Source organism: Kribbella sp. NBC_00382 (genome assembly GCF_036067295.1).
Classification (GTDB): Bacteria; Actinomycetota; Actinomycetes; order Propionibacteriales; family Kribbellaceae; genus Kribbella.
On the sequence record NZ_CP107954.1, the window covers coordinates 7619506 to 7636969 of the forward strand.

The 17464-nt window shown below is 67.6% G+C and carries 16 protein-coding genes; 12 read left to right on the plus strand and 4 right to left on the minus strand.

Going from position 1 to position 17464, the window contains the following annotated elements; all coding sequences use genetic code 11:
• Positions 1–41: 41 nt before the first annotated feature.
• Positions 42–1286 carry a cytochrome P450 family protein gene (locus OHA70_RS35810; RefSeq protein ID WP_328325444.1) on the minus strand — a complete coding sequence of 415 codons (1245 nt, stop codon included), beginning with the start codon at positions 1284–1286 and terminating at the stop codon, positions 42–44.
• Positions 1287–1519: 233 nt separating this feature from the next.
• On the opposite strand from OHA70_RS35810, the gene OHA70_RS35815 reads away from it, so the two are divergent.
• The 3 genes from OHA70_RS35815 (at position 1520) to OHA70_RS35825 (ending at position 4252) form a co-directional block, all read left to right on the plus strand.
• Positions 1520–2821 carry an MFS transporter gene (locus tag OHA70_RS35815; protein ID WP_328325446.1) on the plus strand — a complete coding sequence of 434 codons (1302 nt, stop codon included), beginning with the start codon at positions 1520–1522 and terminating at the stop codon, positions 2819–2821.
• 172 nt (positions 2822–2993) lie between these two features.
• The gene (locus OHA70_RS35820) at positions 2994–3401 is read left to right on the plus strand and encodes a helix-turn-helix domain-containing protein (protein ID WP_328325449.1); all 408 of its coding nucleotides are present in this window, start codon (positions 2994–2996) and stop codon (positions 3399–3401) included.
• An 11-nt stretch (positions 3402–3412) separates the two neighbouring features.
• Positions 3413–4252: an IS3 family transposase gene (locus OHA70_RS35825; RefSeq protein ID WP_328325451.1), complete on the plus strand. Its 840-nt coding sequence runs from the start codon at positions 3413–3415 to the stop codon at positions 4250–4252.
• A 78-nt stretch (positions 4253–4330) separates the two neighbouring features.
• Here the strand turns inward: OHA70_RS35825 and OHA70_RS35830 are convergent, their stop codons facing one another.
• Complete coding sequence (locus tag OHA70_RS35830; RefSeq protein WP_328325453.1) at positions 4331–5725, minus strand: hypothetical protein; 1395 nt, start codon at positions 5723–5725, stop codon at positions 4331–4333.
• Positions 5726–5864: 139 nt separating this feature from the next.
• Between OHA70_RS35830 and ddaH the strand changes: the two genes are divergently transcribed.
• The 6 genes from ddaH to OHA70_RS35860 are packed head-to-tail and all read left to right on the plus strand — an operon-like array spanning position 5865 to position 11200.
• Complete coding sequence (gene ddaH, locus OHA70_RS35835; RefSeq protein ID WP_328325455.1) at positions 5865–6692, plus strand: dimethylargininase; 828 nt, start codon at positions 5865–5867, stop codon at positions 6690–6692.
• Entirely contained in the window at positions 6692–7027 is a 336-nt protein-coding gene (locus tag OHA70_RS35840) for a hypothetical protein (RefSeq protein WP_328325456.1), read from the plus strand. The genes ddaH and OHA70_RS35840 overlap by 1 nt, the downstream gene beginning before the upstream one ends.
• A gap of 44 nt (positions 7028–7071) precedes the next feature.
• Positions 7072–7536, plus strand: a complete 465-nt coding sequence (locus OHA70_RS35845) for a cobalamin B12-binding domain-containing protein (protein ID WP_328325458.1) — start codon at positions 7072–7074, stop codon at positions 7534–7536.
• Positions 7533–8876, plus strand: coding sequence for a methylaspartate mutase (locus OHA70_RS35850; protein WP_328325460.1), 1344 nt, complete (start codon positions 7533–7535; stop codon positions 8874–8876). The genes OHA70_RS35845 and OHA70_RS35850 overlap by 4 nt, the downstream gene beginning before the upstream one ends.
• Before the next feature lie 13 nt (positions 8877–8889).
• The gene (locus OHA70_RS35855) at positions 8890–9903 is read left to right on the plus strand and encodes an asparagine synthetase A (protein WP_328325462.1); all 1014 of its coding nucleotides are present in this window, start codon (positions 8890–8892) and stop codon (positions 9901–9903) included.
• A 28-nt stretch (positions 9904–9931) separates the two neighbouring features.
• Positions 9932–11200, plus strand: coding sequence for an amino acid permease (locus OHA70_RS35860; protein WP_328325589.1), 1269 nt, complete (start codon positions 9932–9934; stop codon positions 11198–11200).
• Here OHA70_RS35860 and OHA70_RS35865 read toward each other — a convergent pair.
• The gene (locus OHA70_RS35865) at positions 11185–12210 is read right to left on the minus strand and encodes a matrixin family metalloprotease (RefSeq protein ID WP_328325591.1); all 1026 of its coding nucleotides are present in this window, start codon (positions 12208–12210) and stop codon (positions 11185–11187) included. The two genes, OHA70_RS35860 and OHA70_RS35865, sit on opposite strands and share 16 nt — an antisense overlap.
• Before the next feature lie 202 nt (positions 12211–12412).
• Between OHA70_RS35865 and OHA70_RS35870 the strand changes: the two genes are divergently transcribed.
• Positions 12413–13651, plus strand: a complete 1239-nt coding sequence (locus OHA70_RS35870; RefSeq protein ID WP_328325593.1) for a glutamate synthase-related protein — start codon at positions 12413–12415, stop codon at positions 13649–13651.
• Here the strand turns inward: OHA70_RS35870 and OHA70_RS35875 are convergent.
• The gene (locus OHA70_RS35875) at positions 13648–14403 is read right to left on the minus strand and encodes an AfsR/SARP family transcriptional regulator (protein WP_328325595.1); all 756 of its coding nucleotides are present in this window, start codon (positions 14401–14403) and stop codon (positions 13648–13650) included. The genes OHA70_RS35870 and OHA70_RS35875 overlap by 4 nt on opposite strands.
• A 393-nt stretch (positions 14404–14796) precedes the next feature.
• Between OHA70_RS35875 and OHA70_RS35880 the strand changes: the two genes are divergently transcribed.
• Both OHA70_RS35880 and OHA70_RS35885 read left to right on the plus strand, forming a co-directional pair.
• Positions 14797–16083, plus strand: a complete 1287-nt coding sequence (locus OHA70_RS35880) for an ATP-grasp domain-containing protein (protein WP_328325597.1) — start codon at positions 14797–14799, stop codon at positions 16081–16083.
• A 32-nt stretch (positions 16084–16115) separates the two neighbouring features.
• Complete coding sequence (locus tag OHA70_RS35885; RefSeq protein WP_328325599.1) at positions 16116–17456, plus strand: SidA/IucD/PvdA family monooxygenase; 1341 nt, start codon at positions 16116–16118, stop codon at positions 17454–17456.
• Positions 17457–17464: the final 8 nt, after the last annotated feature.

Sequence of the window (17464 nt, forward strand, 5' to 3'; positions counted from 1 at the left end):
GCCTCCCCAGCCAGGCTGGGGAGGCTTTCTCTTTGGCTAGCTCAGTGCTTCAGCGGTGTGGTTGCCGCCGGCAAGTGGTGCATGCCGCGCAGCAGCGTGCTCGGCTCCCACTCCAGGAACTTCGGGTCGGCGGTCATCCGCAGATCCGGGAAACGCTCCAGCAGCCGGGTGAGCGCGATGTTCGTCTGCATCTTGGCCAGCGGCTGGCCGATGCAGAAGTGCGGACCGTGGCCGAACCCGAGCACGCCCTTGGGCTTGCGGTCCAGGTCCAGCTTGTTCGCGTTCTCGTACTGTGCCTCGTCGCGGTGCGCGGACAGGATCGACAGCGCCATGATGCTGTTCTCCGGCACCACGGTGTCACCGATCTCGATGTCCTCCAGCGAGAACCGGAAGGTGGCCACCCCGACGCCGCCGTCGTAGCGCATCAGCTCGTCGATCGCCTGCGACATGATCCCCAGATCGCCGCGCAGCCGGTCCATCGCGTCCGGGTTGGTGAGCAGGCTGAGGATCGCGTTCGACAGCGTGTGCTGCGAGGTGATGTGGCCGGCCACGGTGTAGAGGAAGATCATCGCGACGAGCTCGTCGTCGGTCAGCCGGTCGCCGTCCGGGTTGCCCTCGATCATCGCGCTGACCATGTCGTCGCCGGGGTTCTTGCGCTTCATCTCGATGATCGACTGGCCGTACTCCTGGACGTTCTTCGACGCCTGCTCGACCACCTCCGGCGGGTGCCCCGCGCCGACCAGCTCGACCGCCCACTGCTGGAACCGCTCGCGGTCCTCGAACGGGATACCGAGCACGTCGCAGATGATCACGATCGGCAGCGGCTGGGCGAACTCGGTCACCAGGTCGACGTCGTCGCGACCCTCGAGCTTGTCCAGGTACTGGCCGACCAGCTCCTCGATCCGGTCCCGGAAGTTCTCCATCCGCTTCAGCGTGAACGCCTTGCTCACCAGCGCCCGCAGCCGGGTGTGCCGGGGCGCGTCGGTGTTCAGCATGTGCTGGGACAGCTCGTCGTCGAAGCCGACGTCGGGCTTGTCGGTCTCGACATACGTACCGGTGTGCCGGGCGAACATCTCGTTCATCCGGGTGCCGTCCTTGCTCACCCGCGGGTCTTGCAGCAGCGTCCGTACATCCGCGTACTGGGTGACGAGCCAGACGTCGGCACCGTGCGGGAAGACCACGTGGTGCACGCGGCCGGCCTTCCGGTACGGCTCGAGAATCTCGTACGGCCTCTGCATGAAGTCGTCCGGGATCCGGTCGAGGTCCCGATGGATTTCGATGGTCATATTGGTCCGATCCTCCTGCCAGCAGGGCATGACGACGAGGGGGCACACGCGGTCCGCGATGTGTCGCCGTCACCCCACCAGAGGCGCTCGGGATTCGCGGTTGATACACGTGTTTTAGTTGCCTGCAAACCCTGTCCTGCGGGCGTTCGGCGCGGTAGCGTGCGGGACCAAATGTCCGCAGGCATTACTGTCCGGACACCTTGCCTGCCCGGAACCAAGGGGTGAAGTAACCGATGAGTGAAGAAGTCGACCGCGATCCGGCACCGGCCGAACAACCTGGCACCGGGCTCGGCGCGATCGCGACCTGGCGGCAGACCTCGCTGACCTCGAAGGCGCTGCTGTTCGGCGTGTTCGTCAACCGGCTGGGCGCCTTCCTGCAGATCTTCCTGGTGCTGTTCATGACGCACAAGGGGTTCTCGGCCGGCGAGGCCGGCTTCGCGCTGGGCGTGTACGGCGCCGGCCATGTGCTCGGCTCGTTCGTCGGTGGCTGGCTCACCGACCGGCTGAGCGCGCGCGCCGCCACCTTGATCAGCATGCTCGGCTCGGCCGTGCTGATCGTCTCGATCCTGTACATCAAGCCGTACTGGCTGATCCTGCTCGCGATCCTCGTGGTCAGCACGGTCAGCATGCTGAACCGGCCGGCCGCGCAGGCGATGCTGGCCGAGCTGACCAAGCCTGGTCAGCTCGTGATGACGATGGCGATGTACCGGTTGGCGATCAACCTGGGTACCGCGGTCACCCCGATCGTGGGCGTGGCGCTGGTCTCGGTCTCGTACAACCTGCTGTTCTGGGCCGAGGCGTTCGCTGCGGTGCTCTACAGCGCCATCGCGTGGAAGTTCCTGCCTGGCAAGCCCAGTGCGGCTGAGCAGGCTCAGAAGGCCGCGGCGAAGGCGGCCGAGAAGAAGCAGGGCTACCGCGCTGTCCTCGCCGACTGGCGCTACGACTTCTACCTGGCCGCCGTCTTCTTGGTGACCATCGTCTACTGCCAGTACCTCGCGGTACTTCCGCTGGCGATCGTGGACGACGGCATGAGCCTGTGGTGGTACAGCCTGGTCGTCTCGGCGAACGCGATCGTGGTGGCGGTCTGCGAAGTGCCTGCCACCAAGTACGTGCAAACCTGGCCGCTCCGAATCACCGCCATCGCCGGCTTCGGTCTCGTCGCCGTCGGATACGGCATGTATGCCATCGCCCTGATCCCAGCCCTCCTGATCGTAGGCACGATCATCTGGACCGCATCCGAGATCATCGGCGCCCCGACGACCTTCGCCTACCCCGGCATGGTCGCCCCACCCCACCTGATGGGCCGCTACTCCGGCGCCATGCTGACCGTCTTCGGCCTGGGCAACGCAGTAGGCCCCGCAGTAGGCGTCTGGGCCTGGTCCCACCTAGGCCAGTCCTTCTGGCTCTGGGCCGCCGGCGTAGCAGTCCTCTCCGCAGTCTGCGCCCGCATAGGCATGCGCCGCCCCGACGGAGAACCTTCCAAGATCCCCGCCCCCACCCCCACCACAGACCCCAGCACCGAACCCGCCACTTAACAGCTAGCAACAAAACAACCCCGCCGCGGACTGAACTGCTCCCCGGAAGTTGGACTGAGAAATTCAGTTCCGGCTTCTGGGGAGTGTTCGTATGGATCGGCGTAGCTCTTTGTCCGTGGGGCAGCGTGAGCAGGCGGTAGCGTGGTTCGAGGAGGATTTGGGGTATAGCTCGGTGGCGAGGCTGCTGGGTGTGGCGCTCTGGCCGGTCAAGCAGCTGTATGAGCGCTGGCGGATCTGGGGCAGAGGAGCGCTGGTGAGCAGGCCGACGAAGCGGTCGTACTCGTTCGAGTTCAAGCTGGCTGTGGTGGAGCGGTTCCTGGCTGGTGAGCCGGTGACCGTGCTGGCGGCCGAACACGAGTTGTCCTCGCCGGAGTTGGTGAGGGCGTGGGTGCGGACGTATCGGCGCGAGGGTGCTGAGGGGTTGCGGCCGAAGCCGAAGGGCCGGCCGCGCAAGGACCCGGACGCGCCGGTGCGGCCGACCTCGGAGTTGGAGCAGCTTCGCCGCGAGAACGAACGGTTGCGGGCAGAGAACGCCTACCTGGGAAAAGTACGGGCCTTGAGGGATCAGCAACGGCCGTGAAGGTGGCCGCTGTGATCGCCCTCAAGGCTGACTACCGTCTGGACTTGCTGTTGCAGATCGCGGGGCTGGCCCGGTCCACGTTCTTCTACCACCAGGCCCGCCTGGCCCGGCCTGACCCGATGGCTGAGTTGAAGACCGCGATCACGACCGTGTTCGAGGCCGCCGAGCGACGCTACGGGCATCGGCGTGTCCACGCTGTACTGGCAGGGCAGGGCTGGCAGGTGGCGAAGAAGACCGTTCTGAAACTGATGCGCCGCCTCGGCCTCGTATGCCTGGTACGGCGCAAGAAGCGTTACAACTCCTACCAGGGCGAGGCCGGCAGGACCGCTCCGAACCTGCTGGCCCGTGACTTCACCGCGACCACCCCGGCCCAGAAATGGGTCACCGACGTCACCGAGTTCAGGATCGGAGACCGCAAGGTCTACCTGTCGCCGGTGATGGACCTGTTCGACCGCCAAATCATCGCCTACACGATCGCCGACTCACCGAACCTGGACCTGACCAACCAGTCACTGCGAGACGCTCTGGCCACCCTCGAGCCCGGCCAGGCACCGCTGGTTCATTCCGACCAAGGGTTCCAGTACCAGCACCCTTCCTGGCAGCGCCTGCTCGCCGCGGCCGGCGCAACCCAGTCGATGTCTCGCAAAGCCAACTGCTACGACAACGCCGTCATCGAGAACTGGTTCGGACACCTCAAAGAAGAAACCTTCAACCACACCCGATACCTCACCACCGACGCCCTCACCCAAGCACTCCACAACTACATCCACTGGTACAACAACCACCGCATCTCAACACGACTCGAGGGCCTGAGCCCGGTGCAATACCGGACCCAGACCCTCGCGGCCTAGACACCCCATAACCTCTTACTTAACCAGTCCAACTTTCGGGGAGCAGTTCAGACTGCGGCGGGGTTGTTTTGTTTGGTGTTACTTGACCGGAAGCGCGGTGCCCGGTTCTACGTCTGAGTCTTCCGGCAGCACGTGCATGCCGGTACCAACCGAGGCGCCGGCCATCAGGCGGATGACCTCGAGGTCCGACTCCACCGTGGCGGCCCGGGCGAACACTCCGCCGAAGCCGTTGACGACGGTGAAGACACCCCAGTTCACCAACCAGGGCACGGGATCACCCTCGGGCATCGGGAAGTACTCCACCACCGGCCGGATCCGCCGCTGCACGATCCACGACCCACCGACAGCCGCCCGCACCCGCTCTTCCCACTCCTCCGCGCTAGTCTCCGAGCGCCACCCCAGCAGCACCCCGTCGCCACCATGCAGCTGCGTCGGCTTCAGCACCAGATCGTCCTGGTGCGAGAGCACATAGTCGATCAGGTCGACCCGGCTACCGTCCTCCAACGTCACCTGCTCGGACCGCACCATCCGCGTCCACGGCAGGATCCGGTCCAGGCTCGCCAGTGTCTCGGCGTCGAAGTGCTTGCGGTTCGCCTCGTCGGACAGCATCGCCAGCGCGCTCTTGCTGGCGAACATCTCCGAGTCCAGCGGCGTGAAGATCTTCACCTCACCGCGGGCCGCCGCGTCCAGGATCGGCTCGGCCAGCGCCAGCGACTCCGGGTCCTCGAGGTCCTCCAGCATGAACAGCCGCTGGATGATGTCGAGCTTCACGTCGCCGAGCCAGACCCCGCCGTCGCGGACCTCGAGCTGCCCGATGTGACCGAAGACGGTGTCGATCCCCATCTCGGTCAGCCGGCCGGAGAAGTGCTGCATGTACGGCTCGAGCGTCTCGTAGCTGCTCGGCCAGTCGACGGTCGCCATCTTCGGCCGCGACCCGGGCGCGAACCCGCTCTCCACCAGCATGTCGTTGACCTGCTCGCGCATCGTGTCGACGAACGTCAGCCGGTGCTTCTGGGCGAACTCCAGCATCACCGGCTGGTCCAGCAACGCGGTGGCCATGTCGGAGTGGTCGATGCCACCGAGCGCGCTGCCCATGTTGAACTCGAGCAGCTTGAACCCGTCCTCGGACAGGTACAGGTCGCCGCGGCTCTGCTTGGTGACGGTGGTGCCGCGGCTGCGCAGTACCGCCGAGACCTGAGCCTCGCTCAGTCCGACTGCCCGGCCGAACGCGCCGAAGTCACCGCCGTACAGCTTGTCGGGCAGGCTGACCAGGGCCGCGTGCATGTTCAGCATGTCGTGCGCCAGCTGCTCGGTCTCCTCGGCACCGAGGAACAACGGGCGGGACAGGTACCGGCCGCCGTAGAAGGACTGCAGACCGACGGACTCGGGTTGGGTGCTGGTGAGTTCGCCGGCCGAGATCCCCCGTCGCTTGACCTCGTCCAGGTACAGCGATGTGAGTTCAGTTCGGCTCAAGCCGGTAACCATATGTCGAACCTCCGAGTGGGCTGGGCGGAGCAGAGCCGCTCCTACTCGCAAGAGCACCCGACCGGCCCGCGGAAATACACCCTGGGGGTGAGGTATCTGATCGTGGTCCTTGCATCCTCTGGTGGGCATGGAAAACACCACTCGGCAGGCCACCGCCCGCCACTACCTGATGTGCCCGCCGACCCACTTCGACGTCACCTACTCCATCAACCCGTGGATGGACCCTGGCAAACCGACCGACCAGTCGATCGCCATGGACCAGTGGCAGCGGATCCACGACCAGCTGCTCGCCCTCGGCCACACCGTCGATGTCGTCCCACCGCTCGACGGCCTGCCCGACATGGTCTTCGCCGCCAACGGCGCCACCGTGTACGGCGACCGGGCGCTGGTGGCCCGGTTCCGTTTCCCCGAGCGGGACGCGGAGTCGGCCGGCTACCTCGACTGGTTCGCCGCCAAGGGGCTCAAGGTCCGCCAGGCGACGCTCGAGAACGAAGGCGAGGGCGACTACCTGGCCGTCGGACCGTGGATCCTGGCGGGCAACGGCTTCCGTACCGACCGCCGCAGCCACGTGGAGACCGAGGAGTACTTCGGCCGCCCGGTGATCGGCCTGACCCTGGTGAACGACAAGTTCTACCACCTGGACACCGCGCTGTCGGCGCTCGACGAGCACACGGTCATGTACTACCCGGCCGCCTTCACCCCAGGCAGCCAGGCGATCCTGCGTGAGCTCTTCCCGAACGCCATCCTCGCGGACCACGACGACGCCGAGGCATTCGGCCTGAACGCGGTCTCCGACGGCAAGCACGTCCTGATGCCCGAGGGCGCCGCGAACCTTGTCGCCCAGCTGCGGGCAGCCGGCTTCGAGACGTACGGCATGGACGTCTCCGAGCTGCTCCGGGCCGGCGGCGGCGTGAAGTGCTGCATCCTCGAGCTGCACGATCAGGTACGCCCCTAGTGATCGACTACGACGGCAGGAGGTTCCGCGATGTCGCGCACGCCGAGGGCGATGGCCCGTCGGCCGTGTACCGGCAGCGCGGTGACCTCCTGTGGGGCGACTTCAGCGGCGGCAAGGTCAGGCGGGGCTCGTTGACCGGCGTGTGCCGCCCGGACGGCTCGATCGAGTTCACCTACACGATGGCCCTGGCCGACGGCTCAGTGCTGGCCGGCCGCTGCGAGAGCACCCCCGAGATGCTGCCCGACGGCCGGATCCGGCTGCACGAGATCTGGGAGCGGTACGGACCGCAAGCGGCCACCGGTACCTCCCAGCTGGACGAAATCCCGCCGTCCTGAGCGGGCGATGTATCAGGGCGTGACCGACCGATGCTCTGCTTGTCATGGATCATGTCGCCGCCGTCCCGGCCGGCAGAGCCGCCGGGAACGGCGACCTCACCGTGCTGCTGACCAGCGTCTCCTCGGACTCGCACACCTGGAACCTGGTGTTCCTGCAGCTGGTGCTCGAGGAACTCGGCCACCAAGTGCACAACCTCGGCGCCTGTGTGCCGGACGAACTGCTGATCGCCGAGTCCGAGCGCCTCCAGCCCGATCTGATCGTGGTCAGCACGGTCAACGGGCACGGCTTCCACGACGGGCTGCGGGTGATCACCCAGCTGCGCGAACGGGCCGGCCTGGCCCAGGTACCGGCGGTGATCGGCGGCAAGCTGGGCATCGACGGACCGGGCTCCGACGGCTCCCGCGCCAGGCTGATGTCCGCGGGCTTCGACGCGGTCTTCGACGACGGAACCGGGCTGACCGCGTTCCAGTCGTTCGTCCGTCAGCTCACCACCGGCGTCGCTTCGTGAGTCTCCCCTCCACCGGCTCGTTCGGTGACTTCGTCACGCGCGCCCAGCAGGCCGGCCGGCTCGTCGTCCAGCCCCGGATGGGGGTCAGCGACGCGGCGTCGATGCGCCTCGGGCTGCAGCACACCAAGGCCGCGGCCGCTACCACGGTCGGCACGATCACGCTCGACAGCTACACCCGGGTGGGCGACAATCTCAGCGCCAGCGCGGCGCTGGCCGCCGGGATCGAGCTGAACGGCTACCCGATCGTCGCGCACGACGTCTCCACCACCCGGGCGGTCCTGGACGGCGTCGTCGGCGCCGACTTCCCGGTCCAGGTCCGGCACGGCTCACCGTTGCCTGCGGCAATCATTCGCTCGCTGGCCGCGGCCGGTCTGCACGCGACCGAGGGCGGGCCGGTCTCGTACTGCCTGCCCTACAGCCGGGCGCCGCTGACCGAGTCGATCCCGAACTGGGCGCTCAGCTGCGAGTTGCTGGCCGAGGTACGGGAGACCGGTGTCGAACCGCATCTGGAGAGCTTCGGCGGCTGCATGATGGGGCAGCTCTGCCCGCCCGGTCTGCTGGTCGCGCTGAGCGTGCTCGAGTGCATGTTCTTCCGCCAGCACGGCATCCGCAGCGTCTCGCTGAGCTATGCCCAGCAGACCGACCCGGACCAGGACGCCGAGGCGATCCTGGCGATGCGCCGGCTGGCCGCGAAGTGGTTGCCGGACATCGACTGGCACGTCGTGGTCTACACCTACATGGGCGTCTACCCGCGTACCCCCGAAGGCGCCTCGCGGCTGCTCGAAGAGGCGGCGCGACTAGCGGTCCGGACCGCGTCGGCCCGGCTGATCGTGAAGACCGTTGCCGAGGGCTACCGGATCCCCACCTTCGCCGAGAACGTCGCCGCGCTGGAGACCGCAGCGGCGGCCGCGGCGCGCTGCACCAGGATCATCGGCGACGTCGAGGACACCGGCATCCACGCCGAGGCGAGCGCGTTGGTCGAGGCGGTCGTCAACCTCGACCCGGACCTCGGTACTGCGCTCGAGATCGCCTTCCGTCGCGGCTACCTCGACGTCCCGTACTGCCTGCACCCGGACAACGCGGGCAAGGCGCGCAGCTACCTCGACGACCAGGGCCGGCTGCAGTGGTCGTCGGTCGGATCGATGCCGATCCACGAGTCGGTCAGGCGGACCGGCGCCGGGAAGCTGACCGCGATGGGGCTGCTGTCGACGCTGTCGTACATCGAGCGGAAGTTCGACAGCGCGAGCCTCGAACAGGAGTACCAGGCCGCACCCGCGACCGAGCACCTTCCGGATTCCAAACCACCGCCCCGGCCGGACGAACTGACCCGCACGAACTGACAGGGAGCAACTGATGACCGAGACCCGGATTCCCCCCGCGCAGGCCGAGGCCTCGTTGCCGCCGAGTCCCCGTGAGCACCTGACCTCGCCGGACACCCGAGCGGTCCTGGTGATCCAGAACAAGATGCTGGCCGCCACCCGCGAGTACCTCACCGGCCGCGGCTTCCTGGAGTTGCTGCCGCCGATCATCGGACCGGTCACCGACCCGGGCGCCCGCGGCGCCAAGCAGGTCGACGTCGACTACTACGGCCACCGGTACAAGCTGATGACGAGCGCGATCCTCTACAAGCAGGCGGCGCTGACCTCGTTCGACAAGATCTTCTTCATCGCGCCGAACGTCCGGCTGGAGCCGCTGGAGACCACGTCGACCAGCCGGCACCTGGCCGAGTTCCACCAGATCGACTGCGAGATGGCGAACGCCGGCCGCGACGACGCGCTCGACCTGGCGGAGGGGTTGGTCCGGTACGTCATCGAGCGGGTGCTGACCGACCTGCCCGGCGAGCTGCACACCCTTGGCCGGGACGCCGGCGCGCTGGCCGAAGTACTGACCGGGCACTTCGGGCGCCGGACGCATGCTGACGCCGTCGCCGATCTGCGGGCCATCGACCACGACCAGAGCCCGGACGCGGAGATCGACTGGGTCGGCGAGGCGAGGCTGTCGCAGCAGGTGGACCGGCCGTTCTTCGTCACCGACTACCCGAAGGGGTCGCGCGGCTTCTACGACAAGGAGAGCAAGGACCAGCCCGGCATGCTGCGCAACTTCGACCTGATAGCGGCCGAGGGGTACGGCGAGCTGTGCAGCGGTTCTGAGCGCGAGCAGGACTACGCGACCATCGTCGCCCGGATGCGGGAGACGGCCGAGAACCCGGCGAAGTACGCGTGGTACCTGCAATTGCTCAAGGAAGGCGTACCGCCGAGCGCCGGGTTCGGTCTCGGGCTGGAACGCTTCACCCGCTACGTGGCCGGCCTCGACTCGGTCTGGCAGGCGAGCGCGTTCCCGAAGGTACCGGGTATCCCCTCTCCGTGACCGCCTCGGGCAAGCGAAGATGTCCCGCATGACCGAAGCAACCACGGAGCCGAGCGGCACGCTCAGCCTGGGCCAGGGCACGGCCTTGTACGTCGGGGCCGTGCTGGCCACTGGCGTGATCGCACTCCCCGCGTTGGCCGCCGAGGTGGCCGGGCCGGCGTCGCTGCTGGCCTGGCTCGGCCTGGCGATCGTCTCCGCTCCCCTGGCGGCGACGTTCGCCGCGCTCGGTGCGCGGTATCCGGACTCCGGTGGCGTCGCGACGTACGCCCGGCTGGCGTTCGGCGACAAGGCGGCGGCTGTAGTCGGGTGGTGCTTCTACTTGTCCGTACCTGTGGGAGGACCGGCCGCTGCGCTCTGGGCCGGCGGCTATGTCGAGGCGGGCATCGGGGGCGGCGAGAAGACGGTACTGGCGACCATGCTGTTCCTGATCCTGGCGGTACCGGCCACCAACGCCTTCGGGATCCAGGTGACCGGCCGTGTCCAGATCGCCCTGGCCGCGCTGCTGGCCGTCTTCCTGGTCGGAGCGGTCGCCCTGTCACTCCCCCACGCCGACCTGGCCAACCTGCATCCCTTCGCTCCGCATGGCTGGAAGGCGATCGGCCCTGCGGCCGCACTGCTCGTGTGGAGCTTCGTCGGCTGGGAGGCGGTCACCCACTTGACCGCCGAGTTCCGTCGCCCGGCAAGGGATGTGCCACGGGCTACTGCCATCGCAGTAGTCGTGGTCGGGGTGCTCTACCTGAGCGTCGCCTTCGCAACCATCACCGTGCTCGGCCCGGGTGCGGCCGACACCGACGCGCCCCTGGGCGACCTGCTGGCGATCGGCCTCGGCGGCAACTCCCGCATCCTTGCCGCCTGTGCCGCGCTCCTGCTCAGCTTCGGCGCCATGAACGCGTACTACGCCGGCGCCTCCAAGCTGGGTGCTGCCCTGGCCCGCGACGGCTCGCTGCCGCAGTGGCTCACCCAGGGCAGCGCTGCTGGTGAGATACCGCGCCGCAGTCTCACCTTGCTCGGTGGCATGTCCACGGTGACGGCTCTGATCGTGGTGGCGGCGGGAATCACACCGTCATCCCTGGTGCTGCTCACCACCGGCCTGTTCGTCACCGTGTACGCCGTAGGTGTCGCGGCAGCCGTCAAGCTGCTGCCGAAGGGCAGCAAGGGTCGCCTTGCTGCCCTCATCGCGCAGGGGGCCGTCGTGGTCCTCCTTGTGATGGCTGGGCCCTACCTGCTCTGGGCATTGATCGTTACGGTGGCCGCACTGTCGTACCGCTGGCTGACTCGGGGTCAGCGGCGGCCGTAGAGGGCCTGCATCCCGAGGACGTCGCCTCGGCCGAGCGTGCGCATGTGTCCGGTACAGCGCCGGACACCTGGGTACATCGTGAGGTTGAGGTCCTCGTCGGCGCTGAGGTTCACCAGCCCGTAGACGTGGCCCATCTCGTGCGTCAGGACCGACTCCACGTCGTACCGCCAGCGGTCCTTGTCCGGCGGCAGCTCGGGCTTGCACTGGGGATCGTTTGCCGGGTCGTAGGTCCAGTTGTAGTCGGCGTTGTTCATCCTGATGTCGGCCTCGACGGCTCGGGTCCGGCCGTGCCTGGTCTCGGACCAGGTGCAGGTCCAGGCCAGGGTCGCCTCGAACGAGCCGCCGGGCAGGTCGCCCTCGTCGATCACGCTCTGGTGATCGCGTTCGCCGCAGGTGGTCTGGCCATCGACGTACACGAAGTTCCCTTGCCGGGCGGTGTGACCGACGAGAGCACCGGACGCACCGTTCTTGCCCCGCATGCCGCAGGTGTTGTGGCCCTTGGTCATGTTGGCGAGGGCCCGTCGAGTGGCCGCGTCGAAGTCGGACTGCCGGTTGGTGGCGAGCTTTGTGCCCCACGTCGTACGGAACAACCAGGGTGAGTGCCACTTGTAGTCGCGGAGTGCGTAGGTGTCGCGGTCGCAGGCACCGGGCTGCCCGGCGAGGTCAGGGAACTGGTTGACCGGCTCGTGCTTGGCGGGAGCCGAACCGGTAATCACCCGCCCCTGCTCGTCGGTGGTCAGCGTGTAGGTGCGTGCGCCGGACGGGAACAGCAGGTCCATCGTGACGCTGTCCCCCGGCTGCTGGACGGCCAGTGCGACGCCGTCGCCGGCGTCAAGGAGTCTGCCGACGGCACCGCAGTTGACTGCGGAGCGCGTGGCGAGGGCGGTGGAGTGCAGGACGCCTTCCGGCAACCTGCAGGGATTCGTGGCGGCGGTAGCGCCGCCGACGGGCAACGTACTGATACCCAGGGTGAAGGCGACCAGCAAGGTGATCGCGCGTGCGGACTTCATGGTTGTGCCCCCCGGCCCAATCGAGTGTGAACCGCTTATACACAAGGTGAGGGAACGGCCCGGAGCGGCTGATACGAGTGTCCGCGACCCGGACTCAGGGTTGGTCGTATTCGCCCTACTCCCATCCCGAGCGCAGCGAGGGGTATTTTCGTCGGTCTTTCTCTGCCTCTGTCGGAGCAAGAGCCAGTGCGAATCGATTGAGGTGGCCATCCTGCACGCCGAGACGTTCCCCGAGGCAGCTGTCCGAAGCCGGGCCAAGACCGGCGCTGCCGACGCGTTCCCGCCCGCGGACCAGTACGGGCAGGCGTTGTTCGGCGCGGAGACCGGCGGGCCGGAGCCGACCTGCCCGATCGACCGGCTCCGGCTCGTACCACCGGTCTTCGTCCCGCAGCGCTTCGCGAAACTCCTCGAGCTGGCCCGGGAACCGGTTTACCGCGACGTCGTGCTCGAGACGACGATCGGTGGCTTCCGGTCCGCGCTACCCCTGTACATCTCGGCCTTCGGCTCGACCGAGGCGGCCAGCGTCGCGCTCGGCATCGCGGCGAGCAGGCAGGCCGGCCGGCTCGGCATCCCCATGGTCGTCGGCGAGAACGTGATGCCGGTGAACAGCTACGGCCGGCTGGAGGAGGACGCTGAACGCTCCTTGCTCGGCCGGATCAGCGCGTACCAGGCCGAAGCGCTCGACGGGTACGGCGGTGTCGTCGTACAGCAGAGCACCGAGGACGCGGACGCCGAGGTGTGGAATCTGGTCTACAGCGACCCGAATGCCTTGTCCCTGTTGCAGTCTGGCCGGCTGGCGTTCGAGCTCAAGGTCGGCCAAGGCGCGAAGCCGGGCCTGGGCGGGATGACGCTAATGGGCACCGAGGCGGCCGAGCGGCTGGCCGAGGCCTACCTCCTCGATCCCGTGGTCGGCAATGGTCAGGTACTACGGAGCAGCAGCCCCGGCAGCTTCACCGCCGAGATCCTGCGGCAGCAGATCCGGCTCATGCGCAACAACTACCCGCGAGCCCGGATCTGGGTGAAGCTGCCACCAGCGAGAGATGTCGCGGAAGCCTCCCGAGTGGCCTGGGACGCCGGAGCAGATGCCGTGACCGTCGACGGCGCTGAGGGCGGTACCGGCTGGGCACCGCGCGCGTTCCTCGACCAGGTCGGCCTCCCTCTCGGAGAGTGCCTGCGCCGGATCGAGAAATCATCCGAGTGTTTGCTGGTCTCCGGCCGGATGTGGGAAGGCGCGCGGGTCGCCAAGTCCCTTGCCCTCGGCGCCAACGCGGCCGGGTTGGGCCGGGCCGCGTTGATCTCGGTCGACACCGACCCTGACAACGGCCTCGTCAACCTGGTCGAGTGCCTGGCACTCGAGCTGCAGCTGATCATCAGCGCGCTCGGCAAGTACCACGTCGAAGCACTCGACCAGGAAGACGTCTGGAGTCCGTCGGCGTACTAGGCCAGATGGCGGTTCCGCCGGAGCATGTCGGGCATCTCCCGGCGGGCGTGCGAGACGGTCTGCCGGCTGCGGACCAGGTCCACCAGTTCCGCGGTCGGCTCGACCCCGAGCTCGGTGGCCAGGCTCTTGCGGAAGAACTCCAGCCGCCGGATCGCCTCCACCACGTTGTCCTCGGCCAGATGGACCTCGATCAGCACGCGGGTCGCGCTCTCCCGCAACGGCTCCAGCCGCACCGCTGCCATCGCGGCCTCGATCGCCTCGGCGTACCGGCCGTCGCAGGTCAACGCCTGCGCGGTCAGCTCGAGCGCGTGCAACTGCAATTGGCGCAGCCGCTCCCGCCCCAGCAGGACCCAGTCGTCGTACCAGCCGGGGAGCAACTCCCCCATCGTGGCCAGCGTCGGCAACAACCCCTGATCGGCGCCGCACTCTCCGTCGTTGATCACCCGGCGAATCGCGGTGACGAGCGTACTGACGTCTACATCAAGCGATTCATCCAAACGCAGGGTTTCGTCGCCGGTGACCAACGGGTGCTCACTCAACTGACGCAACCGCCACAAAGCCGTTCGCAGGCACGCCTGTGCCTTGGAATCCGAAACCTCCGGCCACAGCGTGCCAGCCACCTCCGCGCGACTGGACCGGCCCCGGAGCGCCACATACGCGACCACCCGCCGGGCGCTGAGCGGAATGGACAGTGTCTGCTGGTCCACCACCGCCCGGAAACCGTCGAGCAGCCGAAGTTTGGGTACGTCCATGTTTTCTTCCGGCGCAGAATCCGGAACCGGGTTATCGACTAGACCGGATTCAATCGTCGAGCGTCCCCCCACAGGTGTGAATTCCCACTTCCTGTGATTACTGGGCGACGCTCCGTTACGGCGAAGACTTTCGCCGGATCCGTCTCCCGATATCGGCATCGGACCTCCTCATCAGTGACCCCTGCGTTACCTGCGGTGAAGTCTGAATCCTCAGCTAAATGATCACAAGGCATTGGCCCGGCTGATATCAGACAATTCCCCGGCAGTTCCCGAACCGGGCTCCCGGACACGCTCCCGAGCAGGTCCCCGGACAGGTCCCTGGACAGGTCGCTGTATCACCCGTGCCACCCGGTCCCCTCTCGTTGGGTAGTGCTCAGCCCGGGAGGCAAACGCGTGGACGACGACAACACCGACGGTGTCGTGCTGCAGTTCGGTAGCGGCTTTCAGCCCTACCGCCAGTACCTGCTGGAGGGTGCGGCCAAACGCCGGCCGCTGTGGCTGATCGACGACGAACCGGTGACGTGGCAACAGCCCTTCCTGGCCGGCAGCAACGTTGTCGTTCCCTTACAGGGATCCGGTCTAGTCCTCGATCACGAGGCTTTGCTGGCTGCAGCAGAGGCGGTCGCGAAATCGCATCGCGTCCGCGGTGTCTTCACGTACGACGAACCGTCGGTGATCATCACCGCCTTGGTGGCGGATCGACTCGGCCTCACCGGCCTGACGCCCGCCGGCGCCGAAGGGTGCCGCAACAAGGTCAAGAGCAGAGAAGCACTGACAGCCGCCGGACTCCCGCAACCACGGTTCGCGGTAGCGACGACAGCGGAAGCGGCCGCCACCGCAGCCGCCGAAATCGGGTACCCGGTAGTGGTCAAGCCGCGCGGTATGGCCGCCAGCATCGGTGTCGCTCTGGTCAACGGACCGGACGATATCGCCGCGGCGTTCGAGCGAGCCGACGACTCCAGTCGCAGCGGACCGGCCGCGTACCACGGTGGCGCCTTGATCGAGGAGCTTGTCGACGGTCCGGAGATCAGCGTTGACGGTGCCGTGGTCGACGGCGAGTACACGCCGTTCTGCATCGCCCACAAGCAACTCGGGCCGCCGCCGTACTTCGAGGAGATCGGCCACATCGTCGACGGCAACGACCCGCTGCTGACCGATCCCGAGCTGCGCGAACTGCTCCGGTCGGCACACGCCGCGCTCGGGGTGCCGTACGGGATCACCCACACCGAGATCCGGTTCAGCTCCCGCGGCCCGACCATCATCGAGGTGAACGGACGGCTCGGCGGCGACCTGATCCCGTACCTGGGAAAGCTTGCCACCGGCATCGATCCGGGCACCGTGCTGGTCGACGTCGCCGAAGGCGTCCAGCCCGACCTGGCGATGGATCACCGCAGCTGCGTCGGAATCCGGTTCTGCTATCCGCCCGAGGACGCTCGGGTCGTGGAGATCACGGTGCCGGAGCCGGGCGCGGTACCGGGCCTGATCGAGGCACACCCGATGGTGCCCGCCGGCGCGACCGTACGGCTACCGCCGCGCGCGCACATCGGCCGGCACGCGTACGTCATCTGTACCGCCGACGACCCCGCCAGCTGCGCCGACCGGCTGACCGCCGCGGCGGAGCTGGTCGAGCTGAAGTACGAAGCGCTGAACGAGACCGAGTTTTCCGGACGGCCATGGTGAGCCGGGACAGAGCAAACACACTGGGAGCCCGCATGACAAACCGTGAGGTCGAGTTACTCGCAATCGGTGGAGGGCCGGCCAACCTGGCCCTCGCCGTCGCGGTCGAGGAGCTCGGGATCGACGGCCTGGCAGAGAACTCGCTCGTGATCGAACGCGGTCACACCGTCGAGTGGCAGCGCGGGCTGCTGCTGCCGTGGACGAAGAGTCAGGTGGCCTTCGCCAAGGACCTGGTGACGCTGCGGAACCCGCGCAGCCGGTTCACCTTCCTCAACTACCTGCGCAGTGTCGGCCGGCTCGACGACTTCATCAACATGGGCAGCTTCACGCCGTACCGGGTGGAGATCTCCGGCTACCTGAGCTGGGTGGCGGAGTCGCTGCAGAAGGTGAAGTTCGAGCTCGGCTGCGAGTGCACGTCGATCGCGCCGGTCCGCGACGCGTCCGGCACGCTGACCGGCTGGCTGACCAAGCTCGCGGACGGCAGCACGATCTCCAGCCGGTACCTGGTCATCGGCGCCGGCCGCGACGCCTACGTGCCACCGGTCCTCGCCGGCCTGCCTGCTGACCGGCTCGTGCACAGCACGCAGTACCGGTACCGGATCGCGGAGCTGGCCAAGGACAAGCCGCACCGGGTCGCCGTGGTCGGTGCGGCGCAGAGCGCGGCCGAGATGTTCCGCGCGCTGCAGAACGACCTGCCGACCGGCGACGTGAACTGGGTGATGCGGTCGATCGGGCTGCGTGCGTACGACACCAACAAGTTCATCAACGAGCTGTACTACCCGTCGTTCATCGACAAGGTCTGGGAGGCGCGGCCCGAGGGCCGGGAGCAGATCCTGCGCGAGATGCACCTGACGAACTACTCCGGCGTCGAGACCGACCTGCTGCAGGACCTCTATACCGGTATGTACCTGGACAAGCTGCACGGTGTCGACCGGCGCCGCCTGGTGACGATGACCGACATCACCGCCGCCCGCGAGGAAGGCGACGAGATCGTTCTCGAGCTGACCGACCGGCGCAACGAAGAGGTCACCGAGCTCCGGCTCGACTACCTCTTCCTCGGGACCGGCTTCGTCCGCGAAATGCCTGCCATGGTTCGCGATCTGACCGCGGCGATCGGACTGGACCAGATCGAGGTGACCCGGCGGTACCGGCTGGAGCTGAACGAGCCGTCGGACGCGGCCTGCTACCTGCAGGGCGTGAACGAGGCGACGCACGGCATCGCGGACTCGCTGCTCAGTGTGCTCGGCAACCGGGCCGGCGACATCGCCCACGATCTACTGGCTCGCCGGTCCGGCCAGGCGACCAACGGGACGCATCGGACTGTGGAGGAGCTCACCGCAGTACCGCTCTCCGCCGACGGCGCGCTGCGCAGCTGAACCCTTCA

What these genes read in the sequence shown, in the direction of transcription:
- OHA70_RS35885 (WP_328325599.1), top strand. Translation starts at nt 16,116, where the DNA reads ATGACAAACCGTGAGGTCGAGTTACTCGCAATCGGTGGAGGGCCGGCC.
- OHA70_RS35845 (WP_328325458.1), top strand. Translation starts at nt 7,072, where the DNA reads ATGGATCATGTCGCCGCCGTCCCGGCCGGCAGAGCCGCCGGGAACGGC.
- OHA70_RS35865 (WP_328325591.1), bottom strand. Translation starts at nt 12,210, where the DNA reads ATGAAGTCCGCACGCGCGATCACCTTGCTGGTCGCCTTCACCCTGGGT.
- ddaH (WP_328325455.1), top strand. Translation starts at nt 5,865, where the DNA reads ATGGAAAACACCACTCGGCAGGCCACCGCCCGCCACTACCTGATGTGC.
- OHA70_RS35855 (WP_328325462.1), top strand. Translation starts at nt 8,890, where the DNA reads ATGACCGAGACCCGGATTCCCCCCGCGCAGGCCGAGGCCTCGTTGCCG.
- OHA70_RS35815 (WP_328325446.1), top strand. Translation starts at nt 1,520, where the DNA reads ATGAGTGAAGAAGTCGACCGCGATCCGGCACCGGCCGAACAACCTGGC.
- OHA70_RS35860 (WP_328325589.1), top strand. Translation starts at nt 9,932, where the DNA reads ATGACCGAAGCAACCACGGAGCCGAGCGGCACGCTCAGCCTGGGCCAG.
- OHA70_RS35810 (WP_328325444.1), bottom strand. Translation starts at nt 1,286, where the DNA reads ATGACCATCGAAATCCATCGGGACCTCGACCGGATCCCGGACGACTTC.
- OHA70_RS35875 (WP_328325595.1), bottom strand. Translation starts at nt 14,403, where the DNA reads ATGGACGTACCCAAACTTCGGCTGCTCGACGGTTTCCGGGCGGTGGTG.